16 protein-coding genes are annotated in these 17,890 nt (G+C 71.0%); 10 read left to right on the plus strand and 6 right to left on the minus strand.

From position 1 onward, the window contains the following. The first annotated feature begins 12 nt into the window (after positions 1–12). The 6 genes from RCR19_RS08175 (at position 13) to pssA (ending at position 6,459) form a co-directional block, all read left to right on the plus strand. Entirely contained in the window at positions 13–2,061 is a 2,049-nt protein-coding gene (locus tag RCR19_RS08175; protein ID WP_331264520.1) for a protein meaA, read from the plus strand. Beyond that, positions 2,058–3,077 carry a CoA ester lyase gene (locus tag RCR19_RS08180; protein ID WP_331264521.1) on the plus strand — a complete coding sequence of 340 codons (1,020 nt, stop codon included), beginning with the start codon at positions 2,058–2,060 and terminating at the stop codon, positions 3,075–3,077. The genes RCR19_RS08175 and RCR19_RS08180 overlap by 4 nt, the downstream gene beginning before the upstream one ends. Before the next feature lie 5 nt (positions 3,078–3,082). Next, on the plus strand, positions 3,083–3,595 hold the full coding sequence (locus RCR19_RS08185) for a MaoC family dehydratase (protein ID WP_331264522.1): 513 nt from the start codon (positions 3,083–3,085) through the stop codon (positions 3,593–3,595). Further along, positions 3,595–4,800, plus strand: a complete 1,206-nt coding sequence (locus RCR19_RS08190) for an acyl-CoA dehydrogenase family protein (RefSeq protein ID WP_331264523.1) — start codon at positions 3,595–3,597, stop codon at positions 4,798–4,800. The genes RCR19_RS08185 and RCR19_RS08190 overlap by 1 nt, the downstream gene beginning before the upstream one ends. A gap of 170 nt (positions 4,801–4,970) precedes the next feature. Next, positions 4,971–5,618: a phosphatidylserine decarboxylase gene (locus RCR19_RS08195; RefSeq protein ID WP_220296381.1), complete on the plus strand. Its 648-nt coding sequence runs from the start codon at positions 4,971–4,973 to the stop codon at positions 5,616–5,618. Between the two features lie 22 nt (positions 5,619–5,640). Continuing rightward, on the plus strand, positions 5,641–6,459 hold the full coding sequence (gene pssA, locus RCR19_RS08200) for a CDP-diacylglycerol--serine O-phosphatidyltransferase (RefSeq protein WP_331269379.1): 819 nt from the start codon (positions 5,641–5,643) through the stop codon (positions 6,457–6,459). A gap of 136 nt (positions 6,460–6,595) precedes the next feature. On the opposite strand, the gene RCR19_RS08205 is transcribed toward pssA, so the two are convergent. The 6 genes from RCR19_RS08205 to RCR19_RS08230 all read right to left on the minus strand — a co-directional run bounded on the left by RCR19_RS08205 (position 6,596) and on the right by RCR19_RS08230 (position 13,041). Continuing rightward, positions 6,596–7,756 carry a glycerate kinase gene (locus tag RCR19_RS08205; RefSeq protein WP_331264524.1) on the minus strand — a complete coding sequence of 387 codons (1,161 nt, stop codon included), beginning with the start codon at positions 7,754–7,756 and terminating at the stop codon, positions 6,596–6,598. Between the two features lie 334 nt (positions 7,757–8,090). Continuing rightward, positions 8,091–9,356 (minus strand): ABC transporter substrate-binding protein, encoded by a 1,266-nt coding sequence (locus RCR19_RS08210; RefSeq protein WP_331264525.1) that lies wholly within the window; start codon positions 9,354–9,356, stop codon positions 8,091–8,093. Beyond that, on the minus strand, positions 9,356–10,570 hold the full coding sequence (locus RCR19_RS08215) for a branched-chain amino acid ABC transporter permease (protein ID WP_331264526.1): 1,215 nt from the start codon (positions 10,568–10,570) through the stop codon (positions 9,356–9,358). Before RCR19_RS08215 ends, RCR19_RS08210 begins: the two co-directional genes overlap by 1 nt. Then, positions 10,563–11,453, minus strand: a complete 891-nt coding sequence (locus tag RCR19_RS08220) for a branched-chain amino acid ABC transporter permease (RefSeq protein WP_331264527.1) — start codon at positions 11,451–11,453, stop codon at positions 10,563–10,565. The genes RCR19_RS08215 and RCR19_RS08220 overlap by 8 nt, the downstream gene beginning before the upstream one ends. After that, positions 11,450–12,235: an ABC transporter ATP-binding protein gene (locus tag RCR19_RS08225; protein WP_331264528.1), complete on the minus strand. Its 786-nt coding sequence runs from the start codon at positions 12,233–12,235 to the stop codon at positions 11,450–11,452. Before RCR19_RS08225 ends, RCR19_RS08220 begins: the two co-directional genes overlap by 4 nt. Continuing rightward, positions 12,232–13,041, minus strand: coding sequence for an ABC transporter ATP-binding protein (locus RCR19_RS08230; protein WP_331264529.1), 810 nt, complete (start codon positions 13,039–13,041; stop codon positions 12,232–12,234). Before RCR19_RS08230 ends, RCR19_RS08225 begins: the two co-directional genes overlap by 4 nt. Before the next feature lie 180 nt (positions 13,042–13,221). Between RCR19_RS08230 and RCR19_RS08235 the strand changes: the two genes are divergently transcribed. From RCR19_RS08235 to RCR19_RS08250, 4 genes are all read left to right on the plus strand, one after another. Further along, complete coding sequence (locus RCR19_RS08235) at positions 13,222–14,418, plus strand: helix-turn-helix domain-containing protein (RefSeq protein WP_331264530.1); 1,197 nt, start codon at positions 13,222–13,224, stop codon at positions 14,416–14,418. Positions 14,419–14,899: 481 nt separating this feature from the next. Then, positions 14,900–15,976: an ADP-ribosylglycohydrolase family protein gene (locus RCR19_RS08240; protein ID WP_331264531.1), complete on the plus strand. Its 1,077-nt coding sequence runs from the start codon at positions 14,900–14,902 to the stop codon at positions 15,974–15,976. 57 nt (positions 15,977–16,033) lie between these two features. Next, positions 16,034–16,495, plus strand: coding sequence for an NUDIX hydrolase (locus tag RCR19_RS08245; RefSeq protein ID WP_331264532.1), 462 nt, complete (start codon positions 16,034–16,036; stop codon positions 16,493–16,495). A gap of 472 nt (positions 16,496–16,967) precedes the next feature. Next, positions 16,968–17,708, plus strand: coding sequence for a Sir2 family NAD-dependent protein deacetylase (locus RCR19_RS08250; RefSeq protein ID WP_331264533.1), 741 nt, complete (start codon positions 16,968–16,970; stop codon positions 17,706–17,708). Positions 17,709–17,890: the final 182 nt, after the last annotated feature.

The following is a 17,890-nucleotide window of genomic DNA, read 5'->3' on the forward strand; positions in this document are numbered from 1 at the left end:
CGGAGGTCATAGATGACTGAGCGTCAGCCCTCCGGGGACCGGAGGCAGAAGGACCGGCCGTGGCTCATGCGCACGTACGCCGGTCACTCCACGGCCGAGGCGTCCAACGAGCTGTACCGGCGCAATCTCGCCAAGGGCCAGACGGGCCTGTCGGTGGCGTTCGACCTGCCGACGCAGACCGGGTACGACTCCGACCACGTCCTCGCCCGCGGCGAGGTCGGCCGGGTCGGTGTGCCGGTCGCGCACCTCGGTGACATGCGCCGGCTGTTCCAGGACATACCCCTGGAGCAGATGAACACCTCGATGACCATCAACGCCACCGCCATGTGGCTGCTGGCGCTCTACCAGGTCGTCGCGGAGGAGCAGGGCGCCGACATCACCAAGCTCCAGGGCACCACCCAGAACGACATCGTCAAGGAGTACCTGTCGCGCGGCACGCACGTCTTCCCGCCGGGACCCTCGCTCCGGCTGACGACGGACATGATCGCGTACACCGTGTCCCACCTGCCCAAGTGGAACCCCATCAACATCTGCAGCTACCACCTTCAGGAGGCGGGCGCCACGCCGGTGCAGGAGATCGCGTACGCGATGTCCACGGCGATCGCCGTCCTCGACGCGGTCCGCGCCGGCGGCCAGGTGCCGCAGGAGCGCATGGGTGATGTCGTCGGCCGTATCTCCTTCTTCGTGAACGCGGGCGTCCGCTTCGTCGAGGAGATGTGCAAGATGCGGGCGTTCGGCCGGATCTGGGACCGGATCACCCGCGAGCGGTACGGCATCGAGAACCCCAAGCACCGCCGCTTCCGCTACGGCGTCCAGGTCAACTCCCTCGGGCTGACGGAGGCCCAGCCGGAGAACAACGTCCAGCGCATCGTGCTCGAGATGCTGGCCGTGACCCTCTCCAAGGACGCACGCGCGCGCGCCGTGCAGCTCCCGGCCTGGAACGAGGCGCTGGGCCTGCCCCGGCCCTGGGACCAGCAGTGGTCACTGCGTATCCAGCAGGTGCTCGCACACGAGAGCGACCTGCTCGAGTACGACGACATCTTCGAGGGCTCGAAGGTCGTCGAGGCCGAGGTGGGCCGGCTGGTCGACGAGTCGCTCGCCGAGATCGAGCGGATCCAGGAGATGGGCGGCGCCATGGCGGCCGTCGAGTCCGGCTACCTGAAGTCGCAGCTCGTCGCGTCCCACGCCGAACGCCGGGCGCGCATCGAGTCCGGCGAGGAGAAGATCGTCGGCGTCAACATCTTCGAGACGACCGAGCCCAACCCGCTCACCGCCGACCTGGACACCGCGATCCAGACGGTCGACCCGGAGGTCGAGGCGCGCGTCGTCGCCTCACTGCGGAACTGGCGCGACACCCGCTACCAGCCGCCGTTCAACCATCCGCGCCCCTGCAAGGCCCTGGAGCGGCTGAAGGAGGCCGCCAAGGGCACCGGCAACCTCATGGAGGCCACGCTGGAGTGTGCCCGCGCCGGGGTCACCACCGGCGAGTGGGCCGGGGCCCTGCGCGAGGTGTTCGGCGAGTTCCGTGCGCCCACGGGCGTGTCGTCCGCGCCCGTCGCGGTGACCGCCGAGGAGGGCACGGCGCTGGCCCGGGTGCGCCGCAAGGTGGATCTGACGGCCCGCGACCTCGGCGTCGGCAAGCTCCGCTTCCTCGTGGGCAAGCCGGGCCTCGACGGGCACTCCAACGGCGCCGAGCAGATCGCCGTACGAGCCCGGGACGCCGGCTTCGAGGTGGTCTACCAGGGCATCCGGCTGACGCCCGAACAGATCGTGGACGCGGCTCTCGCCGAGGACGTGCACGCTGTCGGTCTGTCCATCCTGTCCGGTTCGCACGCGCAGCTGGTGCCCGACGTGCTGGAGCGGCTGCGCGAGGCCGGTGCCAACGACATCCCGGTGATCGCCGGCGGCATCATCCCGAGCGGCGACGCCGAGCAGCTCAGGGCCGCTGGAGTGGCCGCCGTCTTCACCCCGAAGGACTTCGACATCACCGGGATCATCGGCCGTATCGTCGACGAGATCCGCACAGCGAACAAGCTCGACCCTCTGGAGGTCCCCGCATGACCGCCCATCCGTCGCCCGCCGCCACCCTCGCAGCGAGCGGCTCCGCCGCGCCCCTTCCTGCTGTCGACCGCCTTCGTCCGCGGCGCTCCTGCCTCGCGGTCCCCGGGAGCAACCCCCGCTTCCTGGAGAAGGCACAGGGCCTCCCCGCGGACCAGGTCTTCCTGGACCTGGAGGACGCATGTGCGCCGCTGGCCAAGCCCGAGGCGCGGCACACCATCGTCAAGTTCCTGAACGAGGGCGACTGGACGGGCAAGACGCGGGTCGTGCGCGTCAACGACTGGACGACCGAGTGGACGTACCGCGACGTCGTGACGGTGGTCGAGGGCGCTGGTCCGAACCTCGACTGCATCATGCTGCCCAAGGTGCAGGACGCCCGGCAGATCGTGGCGCTGGACCTGCTCCTGACCCAGATCGAGAAGACCATGGGCTTCGAGGTCGGGCGTATCGGCATCGAGGCGCAGATCGAGAACGCCCAGGGGCTCAACAACGTCAACGAGATCGCGCAGGCCTCCCCGCGCGTCGAGACGATCATCTTCGGCCCGGCCGACTTCATGGCCTCCATCAACATGAAGTCGCTGGTCGTGGGCGAGCAGCCGCCCGGCTATCCGGCGGACGCCTACCACTACATCCTGATGAAGATCCTGATGGCCGCCCGCGCCAACAACCTCCAGGCGATCGACGGGCCCTACCTGCAGATCCGCAACGTCGACGGCTTCCGCGAGGTGGCGGGCCGGGCCGCAGCGCTGGGCTTCGACGGCAAGTGGGTGCTGCACCCGGGTCAGGTGGACGCCGCGAACGAGGTGTTCTCGCCCTCCCAGGAGGACTACGACCACGCGGAGCTGATCCTGGACGCGTACGAGTACTGCACGTCCGAGGCGGGCGGCAAGAAGGGCTCCGCGATGCTCGGCGACGAGATGATCGACGAGGCCAGCCGCAAGATGGCCCTGGTCATCGCGGGCAAGGGCCGGGCCGCCGGCATGCAGCGCACCAGCTCGTTCGAGATCCCGGAGGCCTGAGCGCCATGCAGTTCGGACGCACCTACGAGGAGTTCGAGGTCGGGGCGACGTACAAGCACTGGCCCGGCAAGACGGTCACGGAGTACGACGACCACCTGTTCTGCCTCCTCACCATGAACCACCACCCGCTCCACATGGACGCGAACTATGCGGAGAGCACGACGGACTTCGGCAGGAACGTCGTCGTGGGCAACTACATCTACTCACTGCTGCTCGGCATGTCCGTGCCGGACGTCTCCGGCAAGGCGATCGCCAACCTGGAGATCGAGTCGCTCAAGCACGTGGCGCCCACGTTCCACGGGGACACGATCTACGGCGAGACGACCGTGCTCGACAAGTGGCCCTCGAAGTCGAAGAACGACCGCGGCATCGTCCATGTCGAGACGAGGGGCTACAAGCAGGACGGCACGCTGGTGTGCACCTTCCGCCGCAAGGTGATGGTCCCCACCGAGACGTACATCAAGGAGCGCGGCGGCGAGCAGCCCGGCCGCCCTGAGCTCAGGACCCAGGAGAAGTGATGAGCCGCCTCGCCCAGACCCACGGTCTGACAGACGTCCAGCAGGAGATCCTCTCCACCGTCCGCGACTTCGTGGACAAGGAGATCATCCCGGTCGCGACCGAGCTCGAGCACCGCGACGAGTACCCGCAGAGAATCGTGGACGGCCTCAAGGAACTGGGTCTGTTCGGTCTGATGATCCCCGAGGAGTACGGGGGTCTGGGCGAGTCGCTGCTGACCTACGCGCTGTGCGTGGAGGAGATCGCGCGCGGCTGGATGTCGGTGTCCGGCATCATCAACACGCACTTCATCGTGGCGTACATGCTCAAGCAGCACGGCACACAGGAGCAGAAGGACTACTTCCTGCCGAAGATGGCGCTGGGCGAGATCCGCGGCGCCTTCTCGATGTCGGAGCCGGGTCTCGGCTCCGACGTGTCGGCGATCACGTCGAAGGCGGTCAGGGACGGGGACGAGTACGTCCTGAACGGCCAGAAGATGTGGCTGACCAACGGCGGCACGTCCACGCTCGTCGCGGTGCTCGTCCGCAGTGACGAAGGCCACCCCGAGGGCACGGCGCCCCACAGGTCGATGACGACCTTCCTGGTCGAGAAGGAGCCCGGCTTCGGCGAGGTGCGCCCCGGGCTCACCATCCCCGGGAAGATCGACAAGATGGGCTACAAGGGGGTCGACACCACGGAGCTCATCATGGACGGACTGCGCATTCCGGCCGATCGGGTGCTCGGCGGGACCACCGGCCGAGGGTTTTACCAAATGATGGACGGAGTCGAGGTGGGCCGCGTGAACGTCGCGGCCCGTGGCTGCGGCGTCGCTCAGCGTGCCTTCGAGCTGGGCGTCTCCTACGCCCAGCAGCGGCACACCTTCGGCAGGCCGATCGCCCAGCATCAGGCCATCCAATTCAAACTGGCCGAAATGGCCACCAAGGTCGAGGCCGCACACGCCATGATGGTGAACGCGGCACGCAAAAAGGACTCCGGCCAGCGAAACGACCTCGAGGCCGGGATGGCGAAGTACCTCGCCTCCGAGTACTGCAAGGAGGTCGTGGAGGACGCCTTCCGCATCCACGGCGGCTACGGCTTCTCCAAGGAGTACGAGATCGAGCGCCTGTACCGAGAGGCCCCGATGCTGCTGATCGGCGAGGGAACCGCCGAGATCCAGAAAATGATCATCGGTCGCCGGCTGCTCGAAGAGTATCGACTCCAAGGCTAGATATCCTGATACGGGGTGTTTTCATCGCGAAGAAGATCACACCCCGTCAACGCTCCCGGGCCGCCGACTCGGCTTCCTGGCTTGCCCAGTTGCGGCCCCCGACCGGTACGATCGCCGGAAAGCCGCCGTCCCCCGTTGAAGCGCGGCATCATCCGCTACGAAGGTCATCCATGCCCCACAGCCAAACCTCTGCACCACGCGGCCGGGTCCGCCTCGCGCGCGGAGCATCGCCGTGGCTACTCCCGACCGTTGCCACCGCAGCCCTCAGCCTCGCCCGCGCGCGCCGCTCCGGCGCCGCCAAGGCCGTGGCCGTGCCCGCCACCGCGCTGGCGGCGGGCATGCTGTGGTTCTTCCGCGACCCCGAGCGCGAGATCGCTCAGGGCCGGGTCATCTCGCCCGCCGACGGTGTGGTGCAGAGCATCATGCCGTGGAAGGACGGACGCACCCGCGTCGCGATCTTCATGAGCCCGCTCAATGTCCATGTGAACCGGGCGCCGCTGTCCGGCACGGTCACGTCGGTCGAGCACATCCCGGGCGGCTTTGTTCCCGCTTTCAACAAGGAGAGCGAGAACAACGAGCGCGTAGTCTGGCATTTCGACACCGAACTCGGCGACATCGAGATGATCCAGATCGCCGGCGCGGTGGCCCGCCGCATCGTCCCCTACATCCCGCAGGGCACGAAGGTCGAGCAGGGTGACCGCATCGGGCTGATCCGCTTCGGCTCGCGTGTCGACCTCTATCTGCCGGAGGGCGTGGAGGTCGCGGTCGAGGTCGGCCAGAAGACCGTGGCTGGGGTGACTCGTCTTGACCGTGATTGATCCCGATACCAAGTCCGGCTGGGTGCCGGAGGACGAGGTGGACGACCAGGAGGAGATGCCCCTCTCGCTCCGCCTCTCAATAGCGGACACGCTCACCCTCGGCAACGCCACGTGCGGCTTCATGGCGGTGTACTTCACCACCACGGGCATTCTGATCCCGCACCTGACGGGCAACGACGAATCGGCGGGCATGGCCCGGCACAGCGCGGCCACGGCCGTGATCCTGATGCTGTGTGCGGCGGTCTTCGACCTGTTCGACGGTCTGGTCGCCAGGAAACTGCGCTCCTCCCCCATGGGCGCGGAACTGGACAACCTCTCCGACCTGATCAGCTTCGGCCTGGCACCGGCGTACTTCGTCCTGGTCTACGGCATGGTGGCGGACGACGCGCACCAGAGAGTGGCCGCGGTCGGAGCGATCGTGGTGCTGCTGGCGGTCGTGCTCCGCCTTGCGCGCTTCTCGTGCGTGACGCCGACGAACGGCATGTTCCAGGGCATGCCCTCGCCGTTCGGTGCGCTCACGGTCGTCTCGATCGTGCTGCTCGAGCTGCCGTTCTTCGCCACGCTGCTGGCGATCCTGGGCACGGCGTGGCTGATGGTGAGCCGCGTGGAGTACCCGAAGCCGCGGGGCCGTCTGGCGGCGGCCATGCTGTCGTGGATCGTCCTGTCGATCGGCCTCCTCGCGGCCTGGGCCTTCGACGCACCCAGCGGTCAGCTCCTTCTCCAGACGGGCTGCGCCCTTCAGCTGGTGATGGGCGCCGTGATCCCGCTGTTCGCCACGGCCCGCCGGGTGAACAACTTCCGCGACAACCGCCGCGAGGCGCGCGCCGCGCAGCTGCCGTAGGCAGCACACTCACGAAGGGCCCCGGACCGGATCGGTCCGGGGCCCTTCGCCTGTGATGCGGGTGCGCGGTCGCTTCGGTGGTGGTGCGAGGGCGCGGGTCCGCATCCGTGGGTCCCCGCGGCCGGGATGGGACGGGTCAGACCAGGAAGTCCCGCGCGATGTTCTCCGCCACCCGCTGCAGGATCGGTCCCGCGTCCGCGATGCACTTCGCGACGTCCGGCTCGAGCTCCGTCAGCGGATACGCCCTGCGGATCCCCGCGCGGCCCAGTGTCTCGGGCGGCAGCGCCAGCCGGCCGCAGACCGCGACGACCTCCTTGCCGGCCGCCCTCGCCGCCGCGGCGACCCCCGCCGGAGCCTTGCCGTGCAGCGTCTGCGTGTCCAGCGAACCCTCACCTGTGATCACCAGCGAGACCCGCTCCAGAGCCGGCGCGAAGCCCAGGACGTCCAGCATGACCTCGATACCGGGCCGGAAGCGGGCTCCCAGGACGAGGGCGCCGTATCCGATGCCGCCCGCCGCGCCCGCGCCCGGCGAGGCGGCGTGCTCCGCCACCCGTGGGCCGATCGCCTGCTCCAGCACCTTCGCGTAGTGCACGAGGGCCGCGTCCAGCGCCGTCACGTCGTCCGGCGAGGCACCCTTCTGCGGCCCGTACACCGCCGGTGCTCCCTTGGGCCCGGTCAGCGGGTTGTCGACGTCACTCGCGAGCACCAGGTCCACCATGGCCAGACGCGGGTCCAGTCCAGAGAGATCGGCACGGGCGAGTTCCGCGAGGCCCCCGCCGCCCGGCGGTACAGGATCCCCCGCCCCGTCGAGGAACCGCGCCCCGAGCGCGGACAGCATGCCCGCGCCCCCGTCCGTGGTCGCGCTTCCACCGACCCCGAACACGATCGTCCGCGCCCCCGCGTCCAGCGCGGCGCGCAGCAGCTCACCCGAGCCGTACGTGGACGCCGTCAGCGGCGCGAGGACCCCGTCCGGCAGCCGCTGGAGCCCGCTCGCCTCCGCCATCTCCACGACCGCGGTGTCGCCGCGCAGGGCGAACGCGGCCGTCACCTCGTGCCCGAGAGGACCCGCGACCCGCACCTCGCGCCGTTCGAAACCGGCCGCGACGGCCGCGTCCACGGTCCCGTCGCCGCCGTCGGCCACGGGCAGCGACTCGACGTCGAGATCCGGCACGACCCGCCGCAACCCCGCCGTCACCCGTGCCGCGACCTGCACGGCCGTGAGCGACCCCTTGAACTTGTCCGCGGCGACGAGAACCCGCCCTGCCGTCCGAACGTCGTTCCCTGCTGCGTCCGCCACCTGCATACCCCTTGCTCTTGATGCCTTGCGCACGGCAAGGCGGTCGCGCCGCTGTGACCATAACCAAGGGGTGCATCCGCCGCCATGCCCTGTCCGGCCCCCGGAAGGCCGCGCACGAACGTCCGGAACCGCCCACGCCTTCAGCCACGGCCCCCGCAGGCACCGGGCTCGCCCACCGTTTCCCGGGGGCCGGCCGGATCGCGGACACCACGCGGGACATCGGCCTGGCGCAGCCGCCGTGGTACCTGTCGCCGCGGCACGTCCGAGGGCCCGATCCGGTTCCGGATCGGGCCCTCGGACCTGGGCGGGCCGTCGCGCCCGTTTCCCGGCCTCCTCAGGCTTGAGGCGTGTAGGCCTCGGCTTCCTTCGAGACGGCCGCCTCCTGTACGACCTTCATACCGCCGGTCGCGTTCTTGTCCGGCTGGAGGATCACGCTCTCCCGGGAGGACGGGGCGGCGGGATCGGTGAAGTTCTGGACGGTGCCGAAGCCGATGTCGAAGGAGTCGATCGTGAGCAGGGCCTTGTCGACCCCTTCCCGGGTGAGGTCCTTGTTCGCGCAGGCCTTCTTCAGGGCCTCGCCGAAGGCCGACGCGGCGGTCCAGCCCGCGACGATGCCGTTGTCGAGGGCGTCCGAGGGATAGGCCGCCTTGTAGTTGGCGACGAGCTTCTTCGCCTCCGGGGTGTCCGCGCCGATCGGCAGCGAGGGCGAGGCGACGTAGTAGTTCTTCATCAGGGCAGGGCCCGCCTGGGTGGCCAGCAGCTGGGGCGCGAAGGCCGAGTTGTTGCCGATGACCGGCACGTCGAAGCCGCCGGCCGCCGCGACGCCGACCAGCGAGGCGGCCTGGCGCGGGCCGGCGCTGACGACGATCGCCTTGACACCGGCCTGCTTGAGGGCGGCGACCTGGGCCGTCATGTCGTTGTCGGTCGGTTTGATCTTCTGCTCGACGACCGTCAGACCCGCTTCCTGCGCGATGTGCTTCGAGCCGACAAGGGCGCTCTCGCCGTAGTCGCCCTCGAAGTAGACATGGCCGATCTTGTCTCCCTTCTTCAGACCCTTCTTGTTGATCAGGAAGTCGACGGCGTTGATCGTCTCGATGTCGTAGGTGGATCCGATGACGCGGATGTACGAACTGCCCAGGAGCGCCGACGACCAGGCCTGCGGCAGGACGAGGTCCTTGTCCTGCCCGTCGATGCGATTCTTGACCGCGGCGACGAACGGGGAGCCGATGAACTGGGCGAAACCCAGCACCTTCGGCTCCAGCTCGGTGTACCCGGCGACGGCCTTCTGCGGGTCGTAGCCGTGGTCTCGGACCGTGAGGGCCACCTTGTAGCCGCAGACCCCGCCGGCCGCGTTCAGCTGCTTCACGTACAACTGCTGGGCCTGGGTGACGCTCTTGCCGAGAGTGGCGTACACGCCGGTCAGGTCGGTGAGCGCGCCCAGCGTGATCGTCTTGCCGGAGATGCCCTCCCCGGTCTTCACACCACCGGCCGACTTGTCACCGCCGCCGCCGTCGTCCTTGGCCTTGGAACTGCATCCGGCCAGCACGAGCAGTGCCGCGAGGGCACCCGCCGCCGCCCTGGCCCCATACGTCCTCTTCATCATTGCTCCCCTGGTTCGGTTCTGACGCGACGCCGGGCGGCCACCCTGGCCAGGCCGCCGGGCAGGAACAGCACCACCAGCACGACGGCGGCGCCGTAGAGGTACCGGGCCGCCTCGCCCGGTGCGATCCCGCCCGTGCCGGGGGCGGAGATGAAAGGCAGCGCATCGCTGTAGCGGGTCAGCAGCTGTGGCAGCAGGGAGACGAACACGGCGCCCGCCACCGCGCCGGAGACCGAGCCGAGCCCGCCGATGACGATCATGGCGAGGTAGTCCAGGGACAGCGTGATGCCGAAGTAGTCGGGCACCGTCCGCTGGAAGACCAGCGCGAGCAGAACGCCCGCGAGGCCCGCGTACATCGAGGACAGCACGAACACGGCGGCGCGGTGCCGGGCCACGGGCACGCCGAGCACGCCCGCGGCGATGCGGTGGTCGCGGATCGCGTTCATGGCCCGGCCCGGGCGTCCGCGCAGCACCCCGCGGGCGAACAGGGCGCCGACGAGCAGGGCGAGCAGACCCGCGTACCAGAGCTTCTCGGCCGAGCCGAACGGAACGTCGGCGACGACGAGTTCACGGTCGTCGAAGGTGAGGCCGAACAGGTTCAGCGCCGGGACGTCACGGCCGTTGGCGCCGCCGGTCAGGTCATGGGCGTTGAACATGACGTGCTGACCGATGAAGACCAGCGCGAGGGTGGCGATGCCCAGGTAGGCACCGCTGAGCCGGCCCGAGATGGGGCTGAACAGGCCGCCCGCGACACCCGCGACGAGCACCGCGAGCACGGCCGCGAGCCAGGTCGGCAGGCCGAACCCGGTCAGCCCGTCGCCCCCGTCGGCCGCGAACACGCAGTAGCCGTAGGCGCCGACGGCGAGGAAGAAGGCGTGCCCCATGGAGAGCTGGCCGGTCGCACCGGTGAGGAGGTTGATGCCGATCGCGCCGATCGCGGCGGCCATCGCGAACAGGCCCGCCTGGAGCCAGAATCGGTCCAGGTAGAACGGGAACGCGAGCAGCAGTACGACTCCGACGGCCCGGACGTAGGTGCGGGGGTCGGTGAACCGGGCGCCGCGCCGGCCGGGATGGGCGGGCGCACCGCGCCTCCCGCCGGGTACCCGGGTCCCGGTCGGGGGTCGGGGGCCGGCGGGGGCGGGCTCGTCGGACTCGGGCCGCAAGGGGCCGCCCGGCGCGGTCGGCCGCTGCGGCACGGCCGGGTTCTCAGACACGTGCGAGCTCCTTCGTGCCGAACAGCCCCGCGGGGCGGATGAGCAGAATCGCGACCATGACGAGATAGGGGGCGAGATCGCCGAGCCCGCGGCCGAGGAACGTCAGATCGCCCTGGTAGCCGGTGGCCAGCGACTCGGTGACACCTACCAGCAGGCCGCCCACCAGCGCGCCCGTCGTGGAGTCGAGTCCGCCGAGGATCGCCGCCGGGAACGCCTTGAGCGCAGCCAGCGAGGTGGCCCGTTCCAGGCCCGGCGTCGGGAAGACGGTGAGGAACAGCGCGGCCACGGCGGCCAGGCCCCCCGCCACGGCCCAGGCGCTCAGCGAGACCCGCCCGAGCCGTACACCCATCAGCGCCGCGGTCTCCGAGCTCTCCGCCGCCGCGCGCATCGCCACCCCCCACGAGGTGTAGCGGAACGCGAGCAGGAAGGCGCCGATGAGCAGCACCGCGGCTACAAAGGCGGCGATCCGCGTGTGCGCGAGGGAGACCGGCCCGAGCCTGAGCACGGCGTCGCCCCACGGATCACCCAACGGGATCACGTCCGTGCCGATGCGACGGGTCAGTTCGGTGGTGAGCAGGATGTCGACCCCGATGGTGACGATGGCGAGCACGCTGTGGTCGCTGCCCCGATACCGCCGCATCACCAGGAACTCCACGGCCGCCCCGACCAGCGCTGCGCCCGCGATCCCGGCGAGGAGCGCGGGCCAGAAACCGATGTCGTCGTGGAGGGTCGCGGTGATGTAGCCACCGGCGAGCAGCAGCGAGGCGTGGGCGAAGTTGACGACCTCGGTCGCCCGGAAGATGACCACGAAGCCGAGCGCGATGAGTGCGTAGACGGACCCCAACGAGAGTCCGTTGAGGAGGATTTCGGCGAGTGTGCTCATGAACCGGCTCCCAGGTAGGCGCGGACGACGGCCGGATCGTTCTGTACGTCGGCGGGGGCGCCGTCCGCGATCCGGCGCCCGAAGTCCAGTACGGTCACCGTGTCCGCGAGCCGCATCACCACCCCCATGTCGTGTTCCACCAGCACGATCGAGATGCCGAGCCCGTCCCGGACGCCCGCGATCACGGCGGCGGTGCGGCGCCGTTCGTCGGCGGTCATGCCCGCGACCGGCTCGTCGAGAAGCAGCAGACGCGGCTCCATGCACAGGGCGCGGGCGAGCTCGGCGAGTTTCTGCTGCCCGTACGGGAGCGAACCCACCGGGCGGCCGAGGCAGTCGGCGATACCGACGAACTCCGCGATCTCCCGCACCCGTTCACGGTGCCGCCGTTCCTCGCGGGCCGCGGAGGGCAGGCCGAGCCCCGCGGCCAGGAAGCCCGTCCGGGTCAGCCGGTACCGGCCGAGCAGCAGGCAGTCCTCGACCGAGGCGCGCGGTGGCAGCGCGAGGTTCTGGAAGATGCGGGCGACGCCGAGGCCGGCGATGCGGTGCGCGGACATCCCGGTCAGCTCGTGCGTGCCGAAGCGGACGCTGCCCGCGGTCGCCCGGTAGACCCCTGACAGCACGTTGAAACAGGTGGACTTGCCCGCCCCGTTGGGCCCGATGAGGGCGTGCACCGTGCCGGGGCGGACGGTGAAGCCGACACCGTCCAGCGCGGTGAGTCCGGCGAACCGCACGGTGAGATCACGCACTTCGAGGGCCCCGTCGCCCGCTGCGAGGCCGTTCACGCGTCTTCTCCCTGCCACCGGGTCAGCGTCCGCCGGGCGCCACCGGCCTGTTCGGCGTCCGCGACCGCGCCCTCGTCGACCACGCCCAGGTAGCGACGGCGCACCTCGTCGGAGGCGGCCAGCTCGTCGGCCGGGCCGGACAGGGCGACCTCGCCGACCTCGAGGACGTACGCGCGCGTGGCGAGCCGCAGGGCGAGGGCGGCGTTCTGCTCGACGAGCAGCACGGAGGTTCCCTGCGCGTTGATCTCCCGTACGGTGTCGGCGATCCGCCGGGCCATGAGGGGGGCGAGGCCGAGGGACGGCTCGTCCAGGAGCAGCACCTTCGGACCCGCCATCAGGGCGCGGGCGACGGCCAGCATCTGCTGTTCGCCTCCGGAGAGCAGACCGGCCCGCTGCCCCGCGCGCTCGGCGAGCACGGGAAACAGCTCGTGGACGCGCTCCAGGGCCGCGGCCCGGCCCGACCGGGTTCCGCCGAGGGCGCCCGCGCGCAGATTGTCGGCGACCGTCATCCGCGCGAACACCCTTCGTCCTTCCGGCACTTGGGACACCCCTGCGGCAACCACCCGGTCCGGGGGCAGCGCGTCGAGACGGCGGTCGCCGAGGCGCACACCGCCCTCGGTCACCGCGCCGCCGTGGAAGGACAGCGTCCGGCTGATCGCCCTGAGCAGGGTGGACTTGCCGGCGCCGTTGCCGCCGAGCACCGTCACCACCGCCCCCTCGGGCACCTCGAGGGACACCCGGCGCAGTGCCCGCACAGGTCCGTATCCGACTGACAGGTCGTGGACGACCAGTCCGGATCCGCCCATGGACGACCCCCTGTTCCGACTCGGTGTGGCGCTCACCCCAGCACCGACGGTCGCGCCCGTCCACGGCCCGCGGCGGAATCGCTGCGGGTGCCCAGCGGGCCGGGCCGGGCGTTGTGCGCGTGCACAAGACCGCGTGTCAGGGGCCTGTGCGGGACCCCTTTGCAATGGCATCCTCCGGCCATGGGAGGGCGAAGGCCGCGGACCGGTCATGACTGGAAGCTGCTCGCGGAGTCCTGCAAGGCTCTGCTGGAACGGCTGCCGCTGCTCGTCGACGAGCATCTGCGGCAACTCACCGAGTACTCCTCCGTCTACGGGCAGGTGCTCCCGCAGGACCAGCAGTGGCGGGAGGCGGAGGAGGCGATGCGGATCGGCATCGAGACGCTCTACGCGCCCCGGGACTCGCCGCGCCGCGACCTGGAGCACGCCGAGCACACCGGGCGGCGCCGAGCCCGGCAGGGGTTGCCGCTCGACCTGCTGGTGCACGCCTACCGGAACGCCGGCTATCTGCTGTGGGACGCCCTCGTCGACGGGGCCGCGGGCCAGGAGCCCGAGCGGCTCGCGGCGTTGATGCGTTCGACGACGATGGTGTGGTCGGCGGTGGACGCGCAGACCCAGACGGCGTCCGAGGCCTACCGTGCCACCGAGGCGGAACTGCGACGGCGCACCGACGAGCAGTTGCAGGCACTGCTCGACGCGCTGCTGGAGGGGCAGGCCACGCCCGGGCTGGCGGCCCGCGCGGCCGCGGGTCTCGATCTGCCGGAGCACGGGCCGTACGCGGTGGTGGTGCTGCGGGCCGAGCGGCGGGAGGCGGCCGAACGGCCGGTGCGCGGCGCCGGGTTCCGGTTCATCTGGCGGATGCGCGCCGACGGTGAGGTGGGGGTCGTGGCGCTCACACCCGATCAGGACCTGGACGGCGTCGCGCGTGTGCTGGACGGATGGTGCTCGGGTCCGGGTGGCATCAGCCCGGTCGTGCCCGGGCTCGCCGAACTGGGGCGGGCGCGGCGGCTGGCCGAGTTGGCGCTGCGCACCTGCCCGCCGGACGCGACCGCGGTCGTGCGGCTGGACCAGCGGATGCCGACGGCGCTGGTGGTGAGTCAGCCGGAGCTCGCCGACCGGCTGGTGGCGGACGTGTTCGGCGCGCTCCTCGAACTGGAGCCCGCCGACCGGGCCGTGCTCCTGGAGACCCTCGACGTATGGCTGTCCTGCGAGGGCTCGGCCGGCCGGGCCGCGAGCCGGCTGTACTGCCACCGCAACACGGTCTTCAACCGGCTGCGGCGGCTGGAGCAGCTTACGTTCCGCTCGCTGGCCCGCCCCCGCGACCTGATCGAGATGACCCTGGCCCTGGACGCGTACCGCTTGTCCGGGGCACGTAGATGAACGGGGGCTCGCTGGGGGCGCGCGGCTGATCGGCCTGGCGTCGCCCCGGCGCGACGGCGATCTCGGGTCGGCGGGCCCCGGCCGATCCGCTCCGCGACGCGCACCAGGACCGCGCCGGCGCCCGGGACGCACCGGGCGAGGCCCGGCCCGACGCCGGTACGGCCGGGGCATTCCGGTCCGGCATGCCGACGGCCGGCCTGCCGCGCACCGTGACGACGTCCCTCCCGGCCGCACGTGTGGCGGTGACCGCCGGCGCCTCGCCGTTCCGACGGCCCTCGCCGGTGGTCACGCGGCCGCCCGCCCGGCGCCGGCCCCCAGCCGAGCGCGTGGAGACGGCCTCGGTGCCGGACCGGGAACCCGCCATGGTCCTCCCGTCCGGTCCCCGGGAACGGGGCGGGAACAACGTACGACCGGGATGGGAAACCCCGGTGCGCAGGGTCGAATGCGGCACATCGCGGCCGGAATCGGGTAGACCGGAGCTATGACCCCTGTGGGCACTGAGCCAGAGCTCGCGGACCGAATCCTCGGGGGCTGGCTCGGCCGGATCGCGGGCAACATGCTCGGCAAGCCGGTCGAGCAGGGCGACCTGTGGACACGCGAGCGTATCGACCGCTATCTGCGGCAGGCCTCGGCCCTGCCGCTGACCGACTACCTGCCCGAACCCGCCACCGAGACGGACGGCTTCGAACTGCGGCCCGAGTGGCGCCAGTGCGTACGCGGACGCATCCACGGCAGTTGCCGGGACGACGACGTCGACTACGCGATCCTGGGCCTGGACCTGCTCGAGACGCACGGCTTCGGCTTCAGCACCGAACAGGTCGGCGACCTGTGGCTGCTGCGGCTGCCGTACCTTCAGACGTTCACGGCCGAGCGGGTCGCGTACCGCAATCTCGCCAACGGCCTCAAGCCACCGGTCACAGCCACGTACGACAACCCCTACCAGGAGTGGATCGGCGCCCTGATCCGCGCCGACGTCTACGGCTGGACCTGCCCGGGCCTGCCCCACCAGGCGGCCGCACTGGCCCGCAGGGACGCGGTCCTGTCCCACACCGGCAACGGGGTGTACGGGGCCATGTGGGCGGCAGCGCTGATCTCCGCGGCGTTCACCGCGCCCACGGTCCGGCAGGCACTCGACACCGCTCTGACCGTGATCCCCGCAAGCAGCCGCCTCGCCCGGACCGTACGCCGGGTGATCTCGCTGCACGAGACTCGGCTGAGCTGGGAGGAGACGCTCGACACGGCCACCGGGGAGACGACGGGGCTCGGCTGGATCCACACCGTCCCCAACGCGGCGGTGCTCACCGCCGGGCTCCTGTACGGCGACGGCGACTTCACCCGGACGATCGCGCTCACCGTCCGCGGCGGACTGGACACCGACTCCAACGGCGCCACGGCGGGGTCGGTCGCCGGCGTCCTCACCGGAGCCCGGGCCATCCCGGGGCAGTGGAAGGACCCCCTGGAGGACACGGTCCGCAGTGCCGTCTTCGGCTTCGACTGCGTCAGCATCGACGAACTGGCGGACCGGACGCTGCGTCTCGCGCACACCGAGAGCAGGTGATCCGCGGGCCGGACCATCCGACCGCGGCTGCAGGACCGGTGTGGTTACTCTTCCTGGGTGACCACACCGGACTTCGCCACGTACATCGCGTCCCTGCCGCGCGTCCTCGCCGGCGCGGCCGCGCTCTTCCGCGACGCCGAGGGGCACGTGCTGCTCGTCGAGCCCAACTACCGCGACGGATGGGCACTGCCCGGCGGGACGATCGAATCGGACACGGGTGAGACACCCCGGCAGGGCGCCCGGCGCGAGACCGAGGAGGAGATCGGGCTCGACGTCGAGCTCGGGCGGCTCCTCGCGGTGGACTGGGTGCACGGGACGGCACGGCCGCCACTGGTGGCGTATCTGTACGACGGCGGGGTCCTCGCCGAGAACGACCTCAAGTCGATCCGGCTCCAGGAGGAGGAACTGCTCACCGCCTACCTTCCGGGCGAACTGGGCCGCCGGGTCCTGGCCGCCCTCGAGGTGCTGGCGGAGGGCACGGGCACGGCGGAACTGGAGAACGGCCACCGCGTGGGCTGACCGAGCTTCTCTCGGGCTCCGCAGAGTGATGGCTTCCTGGTTCCTGGCGGTTCTCCTGGTGGGCTGTGGCCTCGCCTTCGTCCGGCTCGAGGGCCGGCGGCTCGCCTGCATCGTCAAGGGCCCCGCCACCACGGGGATTCTCTGCCATCTGCTCGGCTGCCTCCAGGTCGTCGTGACCGTCCCGGCACACGCATACGCCGACCTGCTCGAACTGCGCCCCACGGTCCGTCTCGTCCGCTACGACAGCGGCGTTCTGCCGGCGCAGGCGACCTGCCCCTGGGACAACGGCGCGCAGAAAAACGGCGACGATTGTGAGCGCGAGTGCGGTCCCGGGCCGAGTCCTGCTGGGCGCGGGCGAGGACGGCAACCGCTCTGGCCAGGTCGGAGTCACCGTCGAACGGCTACCCGTGCGACAAGCAGGTCTCGCGGATATCCGTTCGCTCCGAGCAGGAGGGCGTCCTACGCTCGGCGCATGGACAGGCCCCTCGTAGCCATTCTCAGCGGCGCCGGTATCTCCACCGACTCCGGGATCCCCGACTACCGCGGGCCCAACGGGCTGTGGCGGAAGGATCCCGAGGCCGAGAAGCTCGTGACGTACGAGTACTACATGGGCGATCCCGAGATCCGGCGGCGCTCCTGGCAGATGCGGCGCAAGAACCGGACGCTGAAGGCCGAACCCAACACCGCACACCGGGCCGTGGCCGAGCTCGAGCGGTCCGGGGTCCCCGTACGGGTCATCACACAGAACGTGGACGGGCTGCACCAGCTCGCCGGCATGCCCGCCCGCAAGGTGCTGGAGCTGCACGGCACGGCCCGCAGCTTCGTCTGCACCCGCTGTCACGCCCGCGGCCCCATGGAGGACGCCCTCGCCCGCGTCGAGGCCGGCGAGGACGACCCGCCCTGCCTGAACTGCGGCGGCATCCTCAAGTCCGCCACCGTCATGTTCGGCGAACGACTCGACCCCGTCGTCCTCGGCGAAGCCCTCGCCATCACCAAGGCCTGCCAGATCTTCGTCGCCGTCGGCAGCAGCCTCCAGGTCCAGCCCGCCGCCGGACTCGCCGCAGTCGCCGCCGACCACGGCGCACGCCTGGTCATCGTCAACGCCGAACCCACCCCGTACGACGACCGCGCCGACGACGTCGTACGCGAACCCATCGGCACCGCCCTGCCCACTCTGCTGCGCGACCTCGTCCCCGCGGACGGCCGGGCCTGACAGCCGCCCCGAGCCCGAGCCGCCCTCGACACCGTGCCCCACCGCCCGGCTTCCAGGTGGTGGGGCACGGTGTCCACAGCCACCGCCCGGAGGACGGGGCCCTCTCCGGCGGGCCCACGACCGTCGACGGCGACCCCGCTCTCCTCCTGCGCCTCGGCGGTGCGCTCGACGGCGTGCCGGCG

The organism is Streptomyces sp. WAC07094 (assembly GCF_036320405.1).
Classification (GTDB): domain Bacteria; phylum Actinomycetota; class Actinomycetes; order Streptomycetales; family Streptomycetaceae; genus Streptomyces; species Streptomyces lannensis.

Excerpts from the sequence above, each read along its gene's own strand:
- RCR19_RS08240 (WP_331264531.1), top strand. The coding sequence starts at position 14,900 with ATGACCCCTGTGGGCACTGAGCCAGAGCTCGCGGACCGAATCCTCGGG.
- RCR19_RS08190 (WP_331264523.1), top strand. The coding sequence starts at position 3,595 with ATGAGCCGCCTCGCCCAGACCCACGGTCTGACAGACGTCCAGCAGGAG.
- RCR19_RS08195 (WP_220296381.1), top strand. The coding sequence starts at position 4,971 with ATGCCCCACAGCCAAACCTCTGCACCACGCGGCCGGGTCCGCCTCGCG.
- RCR19_RS08230 (WP_331264529.1), bottom strand. The coding sequence starts at position 13,041 with ATGGGCGGATCCGGACTGGTCGTCCACGACCTGTCAGTCGGATACGGA.
- RCR19_RS08235 (WP_331264530.1), top strand. The coding sequence starts at position 13,222 with ATGGGAGGGCGAAGGCCGCGGACCGGTCATGACTGGAAGCTGCTCGCG.
- RCR19_RS08220 (WP_331264527.1), bottom strand. The coding sequence starts at position 11,453 with ATGAGCACACTCGCCGAAATCCTCCTCAACGGACTCTCGTTGGGGTCC.
- RCR19_RS08185 (WP_331264522.1), top strand. The coding sequence starts at position 3,083 with ATGCAGTTCGGACGCACCTACGAGGAGTTCGAGGTCGGGGCGACGTAC.
- RCR19_RS08250 (WP_331264533.1), top strand. The coding sequence starts at position 16,968 with ATGGACAGGCCCCTCGTAGCCATTCTCAGCGGCGCCGGTATCTCCACC.
- RCR19_RS08180 (WP_331264521.1), top strand. The coding sequence starts at position 2,058 with ATGACCGCCCATCCGTCGCCCGCCGCCACCCTCGCAGCGAGCGGCTCC.
- RCR19_RS08210 (WP_331264525.1), bottom strand. The coding sequence starts at position 9,356 with ATGAAGAGGACGTATGGGGCCAGGGCGGCGGCGGGTGCCCTCGCGGCA.
- RCR19_RS08175 (WP_331264520.1), top strand. The coding sequence starts at position 13 with ATGACTGAGCGTCAGCCCTCCGGGGACCGGAGGCAGAAGGACCGGCCG.